The sequence below is a fragment of the Pseudoalteromonas sp. SG41-1 genome, from assembly GCF_014164575.1.
Lineage (GTDB): Bacteria > Pseudomonadota > Gammaproteobacteria > Enterobacterales > Alteromonadaceae > Pseudoalteromonas > Pseudoalteromonas rhizosphaerae.
This window is the reverse complement of the sequence record NZ_JACJFL010000037.1, coordinates 15,878-35,144: the sequence shown is the minus strand read 5'-3', so window position 1 is coordinate 35,144 and position 19,267 is coordinate 15,878. Positions and strand designations below refer to the sequence as shown.

The window sequence follows — 19,267 nt, the reverse complement described above, 5'->3', positions numbered from 1 at the left end:
CTTATTAATAGCTTAGCTGATTTGCCTTTCTAAAGTTACCTTGATAATCAAATAGTTTATCGGCAACCTTCCAGCCATATTTTTTACTCTTTCTAGCAATAACAAAATCCGGTGCAACAAGCTGCATCTGTCCAGCAATAACTTGTCCAGCTGACTTATATTCTGTGGGTGTTTGACCATTAGCAGTACGCTGAGAAAATTGTTTATTAAACGCATAACGGGCGCCAGACTTTGAGAAATCATAAATTTCATCGCAACTAGCACCATCTTCATCATAATAAGTAACTTTAATAATATGTTCGTTATTTGCGAGGCTAGCAACACTTAAACCACTGCAACGTAATACCAATGCATCTTTTAAATTTAATGCAGCACGTAGTTTATCATCAGGATCAGCCATTACCTCATGGCAAGACTGGCACTGACGTGCGGCAATATCATTTTGCGCACCACACGCTTCACATTCTTTAAAGCGAAAACGGTAATCACATTGCTCTTTTGAGCCATCATCATCTTCGAGTAAACCTTGGCAGCGACGGCCAAAATGCTCAATCACTTTACCTTGTGTATCGGTTTTTCCCCAAAATATATTGGCAAAACCACAACCAGGGCAAAGTACTTGTACAGGCTCGTTATCACTATCGCCTTTTTTACTTCCTACTTCGGGGTAAAATAAGTCAAAGCCATTACCTGCATAATCAATTACCAAACACTCGGTTTTCCCTTCGCTTAAACGCAGGCCTCGACCAACAATTTGTTGGTATAAACTAACCGACTCTGTCGGGCGTAAAATAGCAATAAAATCAACATGAGGCGCATCAAACCCGGTGGTGAGCACAGATACATTGACTAAATACTTTAGTCGGCGCTGCTTAAATTCCATAATAATACGGTCACGTTCAGCGTTAGGAGTATCCCCGGTGATCAAAGCCGTTTGTTGTTCAGGCAAATAACCATAGACTTCTTTTGCATGCAGTACGGTCGCAGCAAAAATCATGATCCCTTGGCGTTGCTCGCTGTACTGAATAACTTGCTGCATAATAGCTTTGGTTGCTCTGCTATGCTTCTCTAGTAACTGGTTCATATCATCGGCTGTATAGCGTCCGAATGAATCACTTTGTAAAGAAGAAAAATCATAATGACTGATCGCCGCATCCACTTCCTTTGGTGAAGTCAAATAATGATGCTTGATCATATAACGCAGTGGTAGTTCAAAAATACATTCTCGAAATGGACTCGCTTTATCGCCTCGAACAAAACCATGATAATGACGATAATAAACCCAGCCCATTCCCATACGATAAGGCGTAGCGGTAAGTCCAAGTACTTTTAACTGCGGATTATATGCTTTTAGCGCAACGATCACTTTTTGGTACTGGCTACCTTGCTCACCACTGACACGGTGACATTCATCTATGATCACTAACGAATAATGTTCGTTAAGTTGCTCAATATTGCGTGACAGCGATTGGATACTGGCAAACGTTACTTGATGTAGCAATGACTTTTGTTTTAAACCCGCAGAAAAAATACTCGCCTGAAGACCAAAGCTTTTATATTTTTCAGCATTTTGCTCAACAAGCTCTTTGACATGGGCAAGTACTAAAATTTTCTTTCTGGCAATTCGCGCTAACTCAGCGATCACCAAGCTTTTACCTGCACCCGTAGGTAATACAATTAAAGCAGGATCTGAAGTTTTACGAAAATGAGCGACTGTGCGATCAACCGCTTCTTGTTGATAGGGTCGTAGTACATACGTCATAGTAGCAACTTCGAAGGGGTCAAAAAAATAATGGAGTAATAAACTATTTTGTAAATAAAGAGGGGGTATACACCCCCTACAGTATTAAGCTAAGTGGTCGGTAAGTTCAACACCTTGGAATGCTTTAGGGCGTTTACCACGGCCAGTCCATTCAACAATTTCACCCTCAAACTCAATACGGTATTTAGGCATTACTTTTGTGCGTTTATCGTTGGCACCGTCTTGAAGATCATCAAGAGTAAGACCTTTTTCTTTCAACAGATCAAGTACTTCCTGTTTAGCTTGCTGCTGCTGCGTATATTTTGCAATCGCATCACCAAGTAATGCCTGTGCTTTTTCTAAGTCTGATAGACTCGCTGATTTAATAAAAGCTTTAACTTCTTTCATTTTTTACTCACTAAGTTGTAAAGTTATAAATTAGATATGATTCAACTAAATTATAAGCCTATTCTTTAAAATAGGCCAAGCTGATTAATCAGTTTTTAAGGATTTTATTTAAACGAGGATTAATCAATAAGATTAGTATAGTCATTTATTAAGGTTAAGTAGTTTATTATTCACTTTATCAGCGCTGAAAAATATACTTAACATGCTTAATTAACCTAAAGAGTATGCAATCCTTTTATTTAAAAACGAACGTTCAGTTTAATATTTTCGTAATTACATAAAATCATTTGATCACTTTATAATACAACTACATCGACGTTATTAGCGTTTCAAATCGCCATTTCAAACCAATATCATTAATATTTTTTTCAATACCAATGAAATAGGATTGATTTTCGTCAGCCCAAGATAAACTAGTGTATACATTATCGCTATTATCTTTAAGTACATAAAGGATCCCTGGATTGCTATTTACATAATAATTCACCGCGTCCGCATCGATATATACACCACTGCTTTGACTAAAACTAAACATTTTTATAATCACAGTACCAAACGTATCATTTTTGACAACCTGAGTTAACTGATCCCAGCCGCTACCGGCAATAAAATTTCCACCGACCATTCTACTAAAGGTAATAAACTCTTGCTGTAACAAGATACTGTCTAAACTAACTGTATCGCCTGCAAATTGCTGCGACAAATTAGTTTGGTCTGCGATTGATTGCGCCGCCATAATTTCAGGTTTTAAACTACGCAGAAATAGTTCATGGCCATTTTTGTGCTCTGCAATCACTTTTTCAATATCTTTGATCTGAGATGTGTCCACTAACGCAAAACCATTGCTTTTAGTCTCTAAAGCAAGCCGTAAATAGCCTGTATCTTGGGCTGTATTAATTTTATCATTTTCGTGCAGTTCAATTGGCGTTTCTTTAAAAGAAAACACCTGAGCGCCCTGCTGTTGTGTTGAAGGTTCAACAAGAAAAGGATTAGAATTTAAATCGGGCTCATTAGCAAAAGCTACAACCGAGAATACAGCTATTAGAGTTGCATTGAAGATCACGTTACATTTTTTCATAATAGGCTCTTTATCCATAAAGAAGGCAATTAATGGTGATTAACTAACAATCAGTATAGTCGATTAAATACACAACTTGTACCTATATAATAAAATTATTATTTTGATTTATATCTCGATGACCGGTTATAAACAGCAGCCCTTACAGCGTGTGCCTCCTCTTGTAAATTAAGCCGCAGTAATAGTGCTAATATTTAATAATAACCTTATAGATACAAAAAAGCCCTGTACGTGCAGGGCTTCAACCATCTGAATAATATTAGTTTAAATGCTAGGTACTAATTTAATTGCGCCCTGCTCTACTTTCATATCTAAAGGTAATTTACTTAATAGCGCAACCTTAGGGTCATTCATATTTAGTTTATAAACTGGGTTTACAGCTAAAAATCCGTTAATAACTTTCATTGCTTCATCATCAAGTACCGCTAGGTTTCCCTTAAAACCGCCTGCGTCGATAGTTGAATCAAGCAATTTTACATTCCGTAAAAATACCGCCTTTTTCTCACTATCATAAAATGGCGCACCTTCTATTTGCAGCTTTAAACGCACTGGGTATTTAAGTGCGAAAGCATTTATAACAGCACTCGAATCTGCACCTAATAAGATTACATCACGATTATCAGGGCCAACATTCACGCTCAAATCATTCACATTAAACTCTACAGGTAATCCCATCAAGCTGACTTTTTCACTAAGTTTTGGTAATTGCTGGTTAAGTGCTGTTTCAATTTCACTGCTAGTAAATGAATAAACCGATACGCCGTTCGTGGTGTTACAAGCAGAGAGTAATAAGCAACTAATTAATAAAATATACTTCATTGTTTTTCCTTTACTATAATATTATCGTCAAAACCAAATAAAAATAAAAGCCGCACAACGGCGGCTTTTATTTAATCTACAGCGCCCTAGATTATTTAAATGCTAAATACCGCTTTTAAACGTCCTAGTGTGTCAGCATCAACTGAACCTTGACCCAAAGCCAATAACTGTTTTAAGTAATAATGTAGATCAGCTTGTTCACCGCGATGCTTATCGTCAAGCATTGCAACCTGCTCAGCCATACGCGGTGCTCCCTCAGGACTGGCAACATTAGCTAGAATTTCCATTCTTAGCATCAGTTGTGTAATGGTTAAATGCGTATCAGCACCCCCTTGCCATTGTGCAGGGATTGCTTGCTGGTTTTCAAGCGCACTAAATAAAGCGCTAAAATCAGCCTGTGCTGCTTGCTCTGTCAGCACGGCTAATTTACCATCAATGTTAGCTAATAGCTTTTGAATGCGGTTATTTAGTTCTTTGCTCCCTTCAAGCGCAATTAGCTTAGTGCGTAAATCAAGTAATTGTGCTTTTTGATTAACCGCTGGTAATGCGTCTTCAAGTTCACTCAGTTGTGCTGCGATAACTGCGTTGTCGGCGGCTTGTTGCTGCTTATGCTGAGCAAACTCTTCACTGCGTTTAGCAAATGTCACATCGTTGCATTGACGGAATTTTTGCCATAATGCATTTTCAGCTTTTACACCCGCAAAGCCTATTCCCTGCCACTGCTGTTGCAGCTCTTTGAGCTGCTGACAAGCATCAGCTAAGTCTTCACTTACTGATAATTGCTGTGCTTGTTCAACTAGTGCATTTTTTGCTGCCGCGTTGCTTTTATGAAACGCATTCAACGCATTGAATACTTGCTGTTGCTGCGCTTTATATTGTGTTTGCAAAGCACGGTATACTTTTGGCTCTACATTACCAGCATTACGCCATACTTTATTGATACGATTGTATTGGCTTTCAAACTCTTTCCAATCAAACTCATCACTCGTCGTATCAGTATCAGCCAATGATTTCATCTGAGTAATAATCGCTTCGCGTTCAAGTTTCGTCGTTTCGCGCTGTTGTTCTAGTTGCGCAAAATGTTCACGACATGGTACAAATAATAGCTCTATCTTGTCATCAAACTCTTTACCTTGCGCCTGCTCTTGCTCGGTATCTAAACGCCCAAGCTCATTCCAACGACGACGTAATGTTTTCACTTCGTTTGCACGCGCCTTGGGATCTGTGCAAGGTTGATTGAGCAAACTGGTAATTTCAGTTAGTAGCTCTTCACGCTTAGGGGCAGACGCATACTTTTGCCAATCACGAGCATTTTCTAACTGCTGCTCAAGATCTGCTTTGACTTTTTCAAGACTTTGCTGACTAACTGGAGTTAACGTTTCATACAGCTCAATAAAGCCTTTAAACACACCAAATGCAACATTAAAACGGCCTTGTTCAATAAGGCGCTGAACATCGCGTCCTTTGCGAGTAGCTTGTTGCTGATTTTTCGTTAATTTATCACTAATAGGTGCAACAGCTTTATCCCAGCGTTGTTGTTGCTCATTTAATTGTGCTTTAAAAGGCCCTAGTAAAGGCTTAGGTAACTGAGCTAGAGATGCATTCGCCGCTTTATACGTCTGCTTAAATTGGCGATTAGCCTCATCATAATTTGCTTGGTCAATATCGTCAGTGTTGATACTGCTCAATTCTTTTAATGAAGTTTTAAAAACCCTGATCGCTTCACTAAGCTCTGGTAATTTAGCTACTTGCTTAAACAAACTTGTTAATCTGCCAGTCACTTGGTTTTTTTGCCCGCCGTCTTGCAGTTCGCTTTGTGTCAATGTTTCCTGTGCTTGTGCAACTTTAGCTTCCAACCAATCTTGTTGTATTTGCTCTGGTGTTTCTAAGCCAACTTGTAGCGCATTTTCAATTTCATCACTTAACGCTTCTAAATTTGCCAACGCCAATAATTGTCGTTGCTGCTGAGCTAACCGTTGTTGTTGTTGCTCATGCACAGCTTGTAATTGACTAACTAACTCATTTAATTTTTCGGTTAGTACGATGTATTTATTTGCAACCGTCTCGCGTTGTTCTGGATTTAACCAGGTTAGATCAAGTGCCTGCCATTGCTGAGTAAGTTCGCCATATTGTTGAGTAACAAGCGCATAGTCTTGCTTTTCACGTAATGCATTAAGTTTTGCCAAGATAACACGAGTATCATTTTGTACTTTTAATGGCATTTCAATTGCTAAACGCTCATTTTCTATATGCGTCTCAAGGGCTACTTTTGCCTCATCATGTGCATGCTTAACTAAGTTTTTCACTAATTGATGGGTGATCACTTGCTCAACAAGGTTTACTTGTAGTTCGCTTGAACCTTCTTTAAACGCCTTTTCAACTAACTTAGGATTAGCCAAGCGTTTTAATAGCTTCACTCTTACTTGTAGTTCTTTTTCTGCAAATGCAAGTTTTTCAAGTGTTTTTACTGGAGCAAAACGCTCTATGTATTCGTTTTTAATTTGGCTAGATAGGTTACTTTCATCACTCAGTACGGCATTTGATATATGCTGTTCTGCTAATTCTTTTAAACTTTGATCTTGTTTATACGCCTGCCACCACAACACTAAATCATTGACTTTATTAAGCGCTTTTTTACGGATCTCTGCTGAACTATCTTCCAGAGCTAATGCATTTAAAATCGTCGCATCACGCTCTACATCTAGCTTTTCAATTGCCTCTAAACGTACTTGTTGCTTTGGGTGCTTCCACTTCGGGGTAAAAAGGTGTTTAAAGATCATTTTCACTAAACCTTGCTATTTCGTTGTCTGCGGTAAATTCTTTTTGCAATTGTGCTTTGGTTTTTTGCACCATTTCACCATTAGAACCTATGGTGAATTGCTCATTTGTTTGCGCTACTTTTGCTTGGTAAAGCATAACTAATTGCACTGTCTGCTGCTTTTGCTCGTCACTGAGTACCGTGCCATCAGGCCACTTACCTGTTGCTGCACCATACTGAAGGCGTTCGAATAATTCTGGGGTAATTGTTTTTACGAGATTATCGATGTTCATGTCATTTTTTCTTTTTTAAAGTCACTAAAATAACGCGGTTTATTAAATACCAAATACAACCGATTGCAATGGCTGCGGTGCATGCGTACCACGATGGAGTTTCAGGTTCTGGATGTAAAAAGTATAAACTAAAGAAACCACCTAAAAATATCAGTAGAGCAAAAAAAGAATGATTCATAAACATTTGTTGTTTTTGAATGCGTTTTTCGCGCGCTAGCTGTTGACGTTGTTCATCATCAAGCTGCGCTACATTATTCTCACAGTGAGGGCACTGTTGGTGTTTATCGGATATTGACTTATTACAACTAGGACAACGAACAATTGCCATATCTTTCTCCATACTTCGCATAAAAATCTACGCATAAAAAAGGCGCCTTGCGGCGCCCCTTATTGTACGTGTTTTATTTGTCGTTGTCTTTTTTCAATTGCAGCCAATAGCTGAGATCCGAAAAACAACGAGTATCTAATTTTTACAATAACCAAAACATGTCTGATTACGCCACTCAATCCTATAACTGAGAGTCTTTTGATTGTTTTGCGAGACGCTTTTCCCAAAAAGTAGCGTTTTTGATCCCTAACTTAACAGGGTCAAATGTGATATCCCCACCTTTTTTCTTCTGATCTTCGTAATCGCGCAAACATAATAGCGCAGGTCTAGCCACAAAGAATATTGATAAAATGCCCAATATATTTATCCAAGCCATTAAACCCACACCAATGTCACCAATACTCCAGATATAACCAGAGCTGTTTACCATGCCATATGACACCATAAACATAATCACAAATTTCACCATCACAAGCGGAATAGTGCCTTTAAAATAACGATTTAAATATGCAATATTGGTTTCAGCAATATAGTAATAAGCAAGTATTGTAGTAAAAGCGAAGAAGAACAATGCAATACCAACAAATGCTTCACCAAAACCACCAAACACGCTGAATAAAGCCATTTGCGTGAAAGCAGCTGAACCAACTTCAGTTGCAGCATCAACGTTTTGTACAATAAATTGCCCTGCTGGTAATTCACCCACTACATTGTATTGCTGTGTAATTAAAATCATTAATGCTGTCGCAGTACAAACAAAAATAGTATCAACATAAACAGAAAAAGCTTGCACTAAACCTTGTTGGGCTGGGTGATCAACTTCGGCCGCTGCAGCTGCATGCGGTCCGGTACCTTGACCAGCTTCGTTAGAATAAATACCACGTTTTACACCCCAACCAATAGCGGCACCAAAACCGGCCTGTGCGGTAAACGCATCTGTTATGATTAAAGAGAAGATATCAGGTACTTTATCGATATTTAAAAATACCACGATTAAAGCTAATACTATGTAGCCTAACGCCATAAATGGCACCACAATTTGAGTAAAGTTAGCAATACGCTTAATACCACCGAAGATAATAAACGCTAAAACAATAAGAATAATTGCCAAAGCAACCAATTTAAAGCTACCGACTTCACCAAAACTCGTTGAGACCATAGTGCCATCACCAAACACTTGGGTAAACGCGTTGCCAACAGCATTGGCTTGCACGCCCGGCAGAAAAACACCACATGCAATAATTGCCGACACGGCAAATAAAATCGCCAGCCATTTTTGTTCTAAACAGCGATCAAAATAATATGCTGGGCCGCCGCGATATTGGCCATCTTCTTCTGTTTTATAAATTTGCCCTAATGTTGATTCGGCGTACGCTGTACTTGCTCCTAAAAAAGCCACAACCCACATCCAAAAAATAGCACCTGGGCCACCAAAACCAATAGCTGCCGCTACACCGGCTATATTACCAACCCCTACTCGTCCAGATAACGACACAGCCAATGCTTGAAAAGATGAGATCCCTTTATCTGAGGTGTTAGGGCTAAATAGTAATTTGCACATTTCTTTAAAATGTCTAACTTGAGCAAATCGGGTTAATACAGAATAGAACAAGCCTGCGCCTAGGCATAAATAGATGAGTGCGTTACTCCAAACAACATCATTAACAGCGCTTACAAAAGCTTCCATGGATATCCTCTATAGTTATATTTATTATTTTCTAGTTACGATACTCTGCTGTAGCTAATCAGAATGCGCGACATATGGCTATGGGAAATAAGGTAACAACATTACTACCTCCCCTGCAACTTTTTGAATATTAACTTAAACGTTCTAAGTTTGTTAACACTTAATTTTCAAAATAACTACTTTTAAAATTTAATTAACTCTACATGGTTTTATGTAGGTAACTTAAAGATACGGCTCGAACAGAGCTTGGAAAAGATTTAAGTAACACATTAAGCAAATATCATCGCTTTATTAGCGTCGCTAATGCCATTCATCGCGATAAAAAAAACTAAGGGCATCGATATGAATGATGCCCTTAGTAACAAACACGTTATCTTAATTTATCTACTACGTTAACAATCGCAGCCAAGGTGTCTTGGCCAAATTGATATGAACGGCGATCTGACCAGCCATAATCAGGATCTGGTAAACCATCGTTATCTTTAAATGGCATTTCAACCGTGTAAGCAAGCGCTTTAAATTCTTCTGCAACAGCTGATGACCCCACCGTTAGATTGGCTTGACCTGGCTCATCTTTCGGGTAACCGTGGACATCTTGAAACTCAGGAGTCACTATGTGCAATGCCGCTTTAAAACTGTCTTCTAAGTCTTTTAAGCGTGCATCATAGCTTGGGATACCTTCACTACCGGCTACAAAGTTATATGGAATCGCTTCATCTCCGTGAATATCAAGGTGCATATCAACACCGGTCTCACGCATTTTATTTAGCACTAAATATACTTCTGGGCTATTTTCCATGCTGGGAGTTTGCCATTCACGATTTAAGTTAACTCCTTTTGCGTTAGTACGTAAATGCCCGCGAGCACTGCCATCAGGGTTCATGTTCGGTACGATGTAAAATACCGCTTTTGATAACAATGCTGCTGCATGTGGATCTTCATCATCTAATAACTTATGTAATACACCTTCAACAAACCATTCGGCCATCGTTTCGCCTGGATGTTGACGGGCTGTTATCCAAATAGTTTTCTTATTTTCATCACTTTCGCCACCAATGCGCAGTACGCTCATATCACGGCCATCAAGTGTTTCACCTAAGGTTTCAAGCTGACAGGCTTCTTGGCTTTGTGCCCATGTGATTAGATCTAAGTGACGCTCGTAGCTATATGGTGCAAAGTAAGCAAAATAAACACAGCCACATTCTGGTTCAATCTCAAATGATAACGTGCCATCAACATAGTTTGAAGGAACACGAAACCAGGTTTGGCGATCATATGATGCAACTGCCTGATAACCTTCCCAGCCGTCAGGGTAAGCTGAATTTTCAAGGTTATTGATATGTAATTTATGGCTTTGAAAAGGTGTTGTTTCTAAACGGAAATGGAACCACTGAAAAAAATCAGATAAATGATCTTTATTGATCTCAAGCTGAATATTAAGTGGATCGGTCGCGGCAATGACCTTGATATTGCCACTGTCAAAATTACTGGTGATTTTCATTTTATTAAACCTATATATGAAAAATTAATTGCTAACTTATCGCTTGTTAGTTAGAAATTAAATAACGCCTCACTATAATGGACGCATTGTTATTAAAATGTAGCAAACTGGACACAGCCTACCACATGGCTTGGGTTTTGAAAAAACATTCATGACTAAAAAAGCCAGCGAATGCTGGCTTTTTGTAAAGATTTTTAAGCTATTACCGATTAACGTGGCAAGCTTGGGAATGAAACCTCGGCCATATCGCGCATACAACGCACAACTTGGCAGCTGTAACCAAACTCATTATCGTACCAAACATAAAGTACAATACGGTTGTCATCAACGATAGTGGCGGTTGAATCAACTACACCCGCATAACGACTGCCGACTAAATCGGTAGACACAATCTCAGTAGAGGCCGTGTAATCAATTTGGTCGCGTAACTCTGAATGCAGAGCAGCATGGCGTAAGAACGAATTTAACTCCTCAACCGTGGTGCTGGTCGCAAGGTTTAAGTTCAAAATAGCCAGAGACACATTCGGTGTAGGTACACGGATTGCGTTACCCGTTAATTTGCCTTCAAGTTCTGGTAATGCTTTTGAAACAGCTTTAGCTGCGCCAGTCTCAGTGATCACCATATTAAGTGCTGCGGCACGGCCACGACGATCTGCTTTGTGGTAGTTATCAATCAAATTTTGGTCATTAGTGTACGAGTGAACTGTTTCAACGTGACCATTGTTAATACCAAACTTATCATTAAGTGCTTTTAATGTTGGTGTGATTGCGTTGGTAGTACAGCTTGCTGCACAAACAATTTTATCTTCCGGTTTGATATCGTGGTTATTAACACCATATACGATGTTTTTGATATTGCCTTTCGCCGGTGCTGTTAATAGTACTTTTGCAGCGCCTTTTGATTTTAAATGTAAGCCAAGGCCAGCTTCGTCTTTCCAGATCCCCGTATTATCAACGATCAATGCGTTTTCAATACCATATGCTGTGTAGTCAATTTCATCTGGAGAGTTAGCATAGATCACCTGAATGTAGCTACCATTGGCTTTTATTGCATTACGTTCTTTATCAATGGTGATTGAACCATTAAAAGGACCATGAATTGAATCACGACGTAATAGGCTAGCACGCTTTTCAAGGTCGCCGTCTTTACCACCACGAACAACGATTGCACGTAAGCGTAAATCCGCATAAGGACCTGATTTTTCAATTAACAAACGCGCTAGTAAACGACCGATACGACCAAAACCATATAACACCACATCGCGTGGCTCTTTGGCTTGTGAGTTTACAATTTCAGCTAACTCGTCGTTTAAATACTCTTCGATAGAACGACCATTTGCAACATCGTTAAATAAATAACCATAAGCCAGTTTACCAATATCGATACGTGCAGAGTTTAAATCCATTTTGCTAATAGCTTCTAAAAACGGAAAGCTTTCACGTAAACGAAGTTTAGTGCCTTCAAACTGCGCCACTGTTTTGTGAGATTTGATGATATCAATTGTACTGGCATTGACGAGAGGACGGCCATATACCGCGATTTCAATACCACGATTACGATAAAGCTTTCCAATGATAGGTTGCATGCTTTCTGCGTAATCTTGGCGTTCTTGCCAACTATTTGTGTATTCTAACTCGTGAGATGAGGTCATTTTATTTACCTAATTAAACAATTTTTGAACGGATAGCCATAAGACGTATTGAGTTTTGAGAGCAACACGCCTCAGTGGGCTTCGCTATTCTAATTTAAACTAACTTTATTCTCCACTGTTAGAGAGCAATTCATTACGCTAGAATAACAAGGTAATTATTAAGGTGAGGTTAAGGGATGTTACTAAGAGCAAGTGTTTTACTGAGTTTGTTGGCATTAACTGGGTGTGAAGAACCGTTGACACTTGCACAGGTGTGTAAAGAAACCCCAGGTTTATGTAATGATTTAAATAAAGATAGTCACTGTAAAGCCCAACGTGCTGATGTGATCATGGCGCGTTACCATGAATACAAACAACCGACTGATAATAACAAATATTTATTATTAAAAGGTTTTGAAAAATACGATCAATGCGTATCGCTGGCGGCAAAAATTGAACATATCAAATTAAAAGAAAAAACCACCTCCCGCGTTGAAGCACATTTAACCAGTATCAAGGAAATGACGCGGTTATTTCAAGATACCAAAAATACTAACCACCCTGGGTTGTTGTATTATCATTGGTCTCGCAATAATGACCAATCAGCCCTGACTAAATTACTTGCGCTTGAAAACGATCCTAGTGTCACTGAGGACGCTGAAATCCAGTTTTTCTTAGCCAGTTATTATATTAAGTTTGATGAAGATAAGACCATAGACTTACTGTATAAAACGTTAGAGCTAAACAAAGCTGAACAAACTCCAAACCCCGAGATTTACACCTCATTGATCAGTTTATTTTATAAACAGGAAAAATATAAGCATGCCTATACTTTTGCAAAAATTGCACAGCTTTCTGGGATAACCAATGTTGAAATATTCCCGATTGAGCAGCAACTCACAGCAACAGGAAAAAGTCTCAGCGGATTAGATACCCTCGCACAGCAAACCTACGACAGTATTCAAGCTGGGCAGTTTGTTTCACCACGGGATTTTTAATCGTGTTCAAACTTAGTTTATAGAAAAGAAAAAGGCAGCTGACGCTGCCTTTTTTAATTTATTTGCTCGTACCAACTTCAACACGAGTTTTGAGCTTTTGACCAGGTCGAAAGGTGACGACGCGTCGTGCCGAAATAGGGATATCTTCCCCAGTTTTCGGATTACGGCCAGGCCTTTCTTTCTTGTCACGAAGATCAAAGTTACCAAATCCAGAGAGCTTAACCTGCTCGCCTTTTTCAAGCGCTGAGCGGATTTCTTCAAAAAACGCTTCAACTAAATCTTTGGCATCCTTTTTATTGATCCCCAATTTTTCAAATAGGTGTTCAGCTATGTCGGCTTTAGTAAGCGCCATATCTAGTCCCTCAACGATGCATTAAACTGTTCGGCCAGTGCGGCCACCACGTTATCAACTACTAGATTGATATCTTTCTCTTCGAGTGTTCTATCAACCGCTTGCAGTGTTAGAGCAATCGCCAAACTCTTATAATTTGGCTCAATACCTTTGCCCTTATACACATCGAATAAGTTTAGGTCAACCAATTGATTTCCGCCAACTTTTTCTATCACTGATAAAATGTCGCCAGATTTCACCTGATCTTCCACTAAAATAGCGATGTCGCGGCGGTTTGAAGGGAACTTCGAAACCCCTACAGCCTCTGGTAAATTTCTTTTTTCAATGGCTGACATTTCAATTTCAAACACATAAGTCGCATTATTGATATCTAACGATTTTTGTACTTGAGGATGAATAGCACCAAAGAAACCGACCTTTTTACCTTCAACATAAATCACCGCAGATTGGCCCGGATGTAAGCCATCTGATTGCTCTGCTTTGATTTCAAAACGCGTTATATCATTGGTTAATGAAAGTAATGCTTCAACGTCACCTTTTAAATCATAAAAATCAACGGTGCGCTTTTCTTCAACCCAATGTTCACCATGTGCCAGACCAGTAATAGCCCCACCAATAACTGCAACTTGGTTTACGCCATTCTCTGCGTTTTCATCACGTAGAAATTTAAGGCCATGCTCAAATAAACGAATACGTGGCTGCTGGCGGTTTTGATTATACATTACTGATGCCAGTAAACCTGGCATAAGGCTCACACGCATTGCCGACATTTCAATCGAAATTGGATGTGGCAAAACCAGCGCGTCACTGCCTGGGTGTAAAATAGCTTGTGCTTTAGGGTCAACAAAGCTGTATGTGATCGCTTCTTGATAACCACGAGTCACTAGCGTATTGCGAAATTTGCTCACTGCAATATTGGCTTCGTTATGAGTGGTCATTTTTAATTTAGCAGTCGGTGCTACGTTTGGAATACTGTTGTAACCATATACGCGAGCAACTTCTTCAATTAGATCTTCTTCGATACGAATATCAAAACGGTAGCTTGGTACATCTGCACTCCACACACCATCGACAATTTTCACATCAAGCCCTAAACGGGTTAAAATGTCGGTTACTTTCGCATCTTCAATATGATGACCAATAACACGGTCTAAACGCGCACGACGAAGACGCACTTCAGTGACCTTAGGAAGCTTATCTTTTGCAACAGCTTCAACTACAGGGCCTGCTTGACCGCCTACAATCTCAAGTAACAACGCAGTTGCACGTTCTATTGCATCATGTTGCAGCGCAAAATCCACACCGCGTTCATAACGATGCGATGCATCTGTGTGTAAACCATAGCTACGGGCTTGCCCTGCGATAGCAACTGGATTAAAAAACGCACTTTCTAATAGAATATCCGTTGTTTGCTCGGTAACGCCTGATTGCTCACCGCCAAAGATACCGGCAATCGCCAGCGCTTTGTTATGGTCGGCTATTACTAAGGTAGATTCATTCAACTTAGCAGTATTACCATCTAGTAATACCAGCTCTTCACCAGCATGGGCGCTACGTACTTTGATACCGCCTTCAATCGCATTTAAATCAAAAGCATGCATTGGATGGCCAAGTTCAAGTAACACATAGTTAGTTACATCAACCACAGGGTCAATTGTGCGCACGCCACTACGACGAAGCTTCTCAACCATCCAAAGTGGTGTTGTGGCGTCAAGGTTGATGCCTTTGATCACACGCCCTAAATAACGAGGGCAGGCTTCATCGTTTACTAGTTCAATTGATACTTTATCATCAATAGTTGCTGCAACCGCTGGTATTTCTAGGGCTTTAACATCAATACTGTTAAGTACGCCCACTTCACGAGCGATGCCTTTAATACCTAAACAGTCACCACGATTCGGGGTTAAATCAACATCAATAATGTTGTCATCAAGGCTTAAGTATTCACGTAAGTCTGTGCCCACTGGTGCATCAAGTGGCAACTCCATGATACCGTCGCCTTCTTCGCTAATACCCAACTCCACGAATGCACACAGCATGCCGTGAGACGGTTGACCACGTAGTTTGGCTTTTTTAATTTTAAAATCGCCCGGTAATACAGCGCCAACCATAGCTACTGCAACTTTGATACCTAAACGGCAATTTGGCGCACCACATACAATATCTAATAGCTCATCGCCACCGACATTGATTTTAGTTACACGTAGTTTATCTGCATCAGGATGCTGACCACATTCAACTACTTCACCGACAACAACGCCAGAGAATTCTGCCGCAGCGGGCTCTACGCCATCTACCTCAAGGCCGGCCATCGATAACTGTTCCGAAAGAGCCTGCGTGTCAATTGCAGGATTAACCCACTCTCTTAACCACTTTTCACTAAATTTCATGTTATTTCTTCACTCTTAACGGAACTGATTAAGGAATTTCAAATCGTTTTCGAAAAACGCACGTAAGTCATTTACACCATAACGCAGCATGGTTAAACGCTCTACACCCATACCAAAGGCAAAACCAGTGTATTTTTCTGGATCAATTCCCACTGATTTAAGCACGTTAGGGTGCACCATTCCGCAACCTAATACTTCTAACCATTTTCCGTCTTTACCCATCACATCAACTTCCGCTGAAGGCTCTGTAAATGGGAAAAATGAAGGACGGAAACGAATTTCCATATCTTCTTCAAAAAAGTTACGCAAGAAATCGTGCAAAATACCTTTAAGCTCAGTAAAGCTTACATCAGTATCAACCATCAACCCTTCAACCTGATGGAACATCGGCGTATGTGTTTGGTCGTAATCGTTACGGTATACACGCCCTGGAGAAATAATACGCAGCGGCGGTTGCTCAGCTTCCATGGTGCGAATTTGCACACCACTGGTTTGCGTACGCAACACCAGTTTTGGATTAAAGTAAAAGGTATCGTGATCAGCACGCGCTGGGTGATGCTCAGGAATATTTAGCGCGTCGAAGTTATGAAAATCATCTTCTACTTCTGGGCCAGATTTAACCGCAAAACCTAATTCGCCAAAAAAGCTCTCAATCCGCTCAATGGTACGCGTCACTGGGTGTAAACCACCTGTTGGCATAACACGACCGGGTAATGTTACATCGATTGTTTCAGCGGCTAATTTCTCTTCAAGGGCTTTGGTTGCTAATAATTCGCGCTTGTCGTTAATCGCAACTTGTACATCTTGCTTAGCTTGGTTAATTACTTGGCCTGCTTCTTTGCGTTCTTCAGGGGCAATTTTACCAAGGGTTTTTAATAGATTCGTGATTTCGCCTTTTTTACCAAGGTAATTAACCCTGATATCTTCAAGCTGCGCGATTTCACTGGCACTGGCGACCGCCTCAAGTGCTTGCGCTAATATATTTTCTAAGTTCATTCGATACCTGATCTGTCACAGAAGGTGATTTAAGTAATAGCTAATGATAACTGAAAGCAATGGCTAGATTCCAGACCTTATACCAATCTTATTGAATTCTTTCCCATTCTGGTTAAGCAAAATGGGAAGTTAGACGATTTTGTAGAGAAAACTAGGGTCTGTTGATCTTTCAAGGTTAAATTTGCAGCAGTCTGTTTGGTATTTAGGCAAGGCAGAGCCTATGTGGTGTGGTTATTCCCCATAAATAGGCGATAACGCAGCATCAATGCCAAACAGGCGCTGCCCGAAGGGTTCTGCCTAGGGGCAATTAACTCTTTGTTGCTCGGCTTTTACTTAGCCCACTAGGTTACAAACCTCGCGCCGCGATTAAATTGCCCCTAGTTTGAACAAATATTAATCCGCAAAGGCCAACAGACCCTAGAGTTTTAGAGTGGATTTTATGAAAGGAATTGTCAATTTACGTTGTGCAGCCATCGAGGCATGGTCAAGTTTATCAAGCACATCAAGTAACGCTCGCATATCACGACTCAAACGCGTTAATAAAAAGCGCGCACATTCATCACTAAGCTCTAAACCGCGCATATTGGCGCGCTTTACTAAGGCTTCGGCTTTATCATCATCACTCATAGAACGGATTTGAAATGTCGTACCCCATTTTAATCGTGACTCAAGATCCGGCAAGTTAATGTTAAGCATGTCTGGTAACAGATCCGCTGTCACTACCAAGCATTTACCCGGTTCGTTAAAACGGTTAAAAAAATTAAACAACGCTTTTTCCCACGCATCGTTACCAGCTACTAAGTGCACATCATCAATACACAACACATCAAGCGCGTCTAAGCCATCGAGCACCATAGGGCCAAAATCAATCACTTCGCGCATTGATAGCAGCATAGTCGATAGGCCATGCTCTTGAGCATGAATACAGGTTGCATACAGTAAATGTGATTTACCCGAATCTCCTAAACCACATAAATATGTATATTGAAAAGTGGTTGCTAAACTTTTAAAAGCATTTTTTAAATGACTCACTTCCAGTGAATTTTCACCACCAAAATAAGATGCAAAGGTTTCATCATCCGGCAACGTTACCGGTAATGCCATTTGCACCGGCTCAATTGTCTGCATTACAAACCAACCCATTGATATTCTAAATCGTCTTGCGCTACTACGGGATAAAATGCACGAGGATCAACAAATGGTTGAAAAGCGCGGTCGAGCTCTAAGGCTTTTTGTAAATCATGCATACTACCAGTGTGATTGATCGAAAAACTAACTACATCAGCAGTACGAGAACGAATTGTCACTTGGGTAACTACGCTTAAGCTCTGAAGCTGACGTTTAGCCAACTCAATATCGACAAAGTTAGTGGTGCCTTTTAATTTAAATACCGCTTGGGCAAGCTGCGTTGTAGAATTTGGATCAACCGCATATTCATTGGCCAAGCCAGCTGCTAAGCTGTCGATCATTAAGGCTATGGCTTGTTGTTTATCACCGCTTACTCTATTTGCTTCAAACAGCTCATCATTAGTAAAGCGCCAATCCAACAACCAAATCTCGCTGTCAAGTTGTTTGTATAAACGCGCGGTAATACTGCGTTCTGCACTATAACGGCTTGATGCCTGTTCGACTGGCGAGGAGAAATTACCCCACACCTCAGGTATTCCCACTAATGCACGGTCTTGTAAATCAAGCAACGGTACCACGACTGGCAAGCCACGTCGCGCTGCGGTGCTATAAATTAGTTGCTCTAGCTGCGGATAACTTTCTTGGGTAACAAGTTCACGACGCCAGTTATCTTCAATGGCAAGCCAAATAGCCACCAGCGGGCGACGCGTACCCCACAATGGTAAATTAAGCTCTTTGACGAGTGCATTAATTTTATTTGCTTCAAATTTAACCACGAGATTAAGTTGACCATTGGCTTTTTCGTCGTATTCAAATTTGAGCATGTAATCTGATATATCTTTACTACGTTGCTGAGCGATTGGATTTTGATCCGCATTCGGATCGCCACTAACCTTAACCAGTACATTGAGCAACGCCTCTCGGCTGGCGCTGAGTCGAGCATCGCGAGATTTGTCAGATACTTTTAATACGTCCTGATATAGATCAGTAACTTCAACCGCAGTCGCAGTAAAACTTAGGAAAATGATGATAATAGCAATAAATAATCTAGACACAGGGCATTAGTTCTTGGTTTTAAACTGTTTTGATCCTAATTCAAAGCACCCAACAAAGCAAAAATATATTTGTTAAAACCCACTTACAAATAAGTGCTTGTGAT

General features: G+C 40.1%; 16 protein-coding genes. 1 reads left to right on the top strand and 15 read right to left on the bottom strand.

Annotation, left to right across the window (positions count from 1 at the left end):
• Positions 1 to 4: 4 nt before the first annotated feature.
• The 10 genes from H5203_RS16965 to H5203_RS16920 form a co-directional block, all read right to left on the bottom strand.
• A complete protein-coding gene (locus H5203_RS16965) occupies positions 5 to 1,762 on the bottom strand; it encodes a DEAD/DEAH box helicase (RefSeq protein ID WP_145241613.1) in 1,758 nt (585 codons plus the stop codon).
• Between the two features lie 84 nt (positions 1,763 to 1,846).
• Positions 1,847 to 2,149, bottom strand: coding sequence for an H-NS family nucleoid-associated regulatory protein (locus H5203_RS16960; protein WP_145241611.1), 303 nt, complete (start codon positions 2,147 to 2,149; stop codon positions 1,847 to 1,849).
• Between the two features lie 307 nt (positions 2,150 to 2,456).
• Positions 2,457 to 3,227 carry a hypothetical protein gene (locus H5203_RS16955; RefSeq protein ID WP_145241609.1) on the bottom strand — a complete coding sequence of 257 codons (771 nt, stop codon included), beginning with the start codon at positions 3,225 to 3,227 and terminating at the stop codon, positions 2,457 to 2,459.
• 264 nt (positions 3,228 to 3,491) lie between these two features.
• Positions 3,492 to 4,046, bottom strand: a complete 555-nt coding sequence (locus tag H5203_RS16950) for a DUF1439 domain-containing protein (protein ID WP_145241607.1) — start codon at positions 4,044 to 4,046, stop codon at positions 3,492 to 3,494.
• Between the two features lie 95 nt (positions 4,047 to 4,141).
• Complete coding sequence (locus tag H5203_RS16945) at positions 4,142 to 6,826, bottom strand: DUF349 domain-containing protein (protein ID WP_182820022.1); 2,685 nt, start codon at positions 6,824 to 6,826, stop codon at positions 4,142 to 4,144.
• Entirely contained in the window at positions 6,816 to 7,097 is a 282-nt protein-coding gene (locus tag H5203_RS16940) for a YeaC family protein (RefSeq protein WP_182731903.1), read from the bottom strand. Before H5203_RS16940 ends, H5203_RS16945 begins: the two co-directional genes overlap by 11 nt.
• A 1-nt stretch (position 7,098) precedes the next feature.
• Positions 7,099 to 7,425, bottom strand: a complete 327-nt coding sequence (locus H5203_RS16935; protein ID WP_145241601.1) for a hypothetical protein — start codon at positions 7,423 to 7,425, stop codon at positions 7,099 to 7,101.
• Between the two features lie 181 nt (positions 7,426 to 7,606).
• Complete coding sequence (locus tag H5203_RS16930; RefSeq protein WP_145241599.1) at positions 7,607 to 9,112, bottom strand: sodium:alanine symporter family protein; 1,506 nt, start codon at positions 9,110 to 9,112, stop codon at positions 7,607 to 7,609.
• A gap of 370 nt (positions 9,113 to 9,482) precedes the next feature.
• Positions 9,483 to 10,613, bottom strand: coding sequence for a carboxypeptidase family protein (locus tag H5203_RS16925; RefSeq protein WP_145241598.1), 1,131 nt, complete (start codon positions 10,611 to 10,613; stop codon positions 9,483 to 9,485).
• Between the two features lie 209 nt (positions 10,614 to 10,822).
• Positions 10,823 to 12,265 carry a glyceraldehyde-3-phosphate dehydrogenase gene (locus H5203_RS16920; RefSeq protein WP_145241596.1) on the bottom strand — a complete coding sequence of 481 codons (1,443 nt, stop codon included), beginning with the start codon at positions 12,263 to 12,265 and terminating at the stop codon, positions 10,823 to 10,825.
• 176 nt (positions 12,266 to 12,441) lie between these two features.
• Between H5203_RS16920 and H5203_RS16915 the strand changes: the two genes are divergently transcribed.
• Positions 12,442 to 13,242 (top strand): DUF2989 domain-containing protein, encoded by an 801-nt coding sequence (locus H5203_RS16915; protein WP_145241594.1) that lies wholly within the window; start codon positions 12,442 to 12,444, stop codon positions 13,240 to 13,242.
• 58 nt (positions 13,243 to 13,300) lie between these two features.
• Here the strand turns inward: H5203_RS16915 and ihfA are convergent, their stop codons facing one another.
• The 5 genes from ihfA to H5203_RS16890 form a co-directional block, all read right to left on the bottom strand.
• On the bottom strand, positions 13,301 to 13,594 hold the full coding sequence (gene ihfA, locus H5203_RS16910; protein ID WP_016707763.1) for an integration host factor subunit alpha: 294 nt from the start codon (positions 13,592 to 13,594) through the stop codon (positions 13,301 to 13,303).
• 2 nt (positions 13,595 to 13,596) lie between these two features.
• The gene (gene pheT, locus H5203_RS16905) at positions 13,597 to 15,984 is read right to left on the bottom strand and encodes a phenylalanine--tRNA ligase subunit beta (protein WP_145241593.1); all 2,388 of its coding nucleotides are present in this window, start codon (positions 15,982 to 15,984) and stop codon (positions 13,597 to 13,599) included.
• A 15-nt stretch (positions 15,985 to 15,999) separates the two neighbouring features.
• On the bottom strand, positions 16,000 to 16,980 hold the full coding sequence (gene pheS / locus H5203_RS16900) for a phenylalanine--tRNA ligase subunit alpha (protein WP_182731900.1): 981 nt from the start codon (positions 16,978 to 16,980) through the stop codon (positions 16,000 to 16,002).
• Positions 16,981 to 17,397: 417 nt separating this feature from the next.
• Positions 17,398 to 18,108, bottom strand: a complete 711-nt coding sequence (gene hda, locus H5203_RS16895) for a DnaA inactivator Hda (RefSeq protein WP_182731917.1) — start codon at positions 18,106 to 18,108, stop codon at positions 17,398 to 17,400.
• Entirely contained in the window at positions 18,108 to 19,163 is a 1,056-nt protein-coding gene (locus H5203_RS16890; protein ID WP_182820021.1) for a DUF2066 domain-containing protein, read from the bottom strand. Before H5203_RS16890 ends, hda begins: the two co-directional genes overlap by 1 nt.
• Between the last annotated feature and the right edge of the window lie 104 nt (positions 19,164 to 19,267).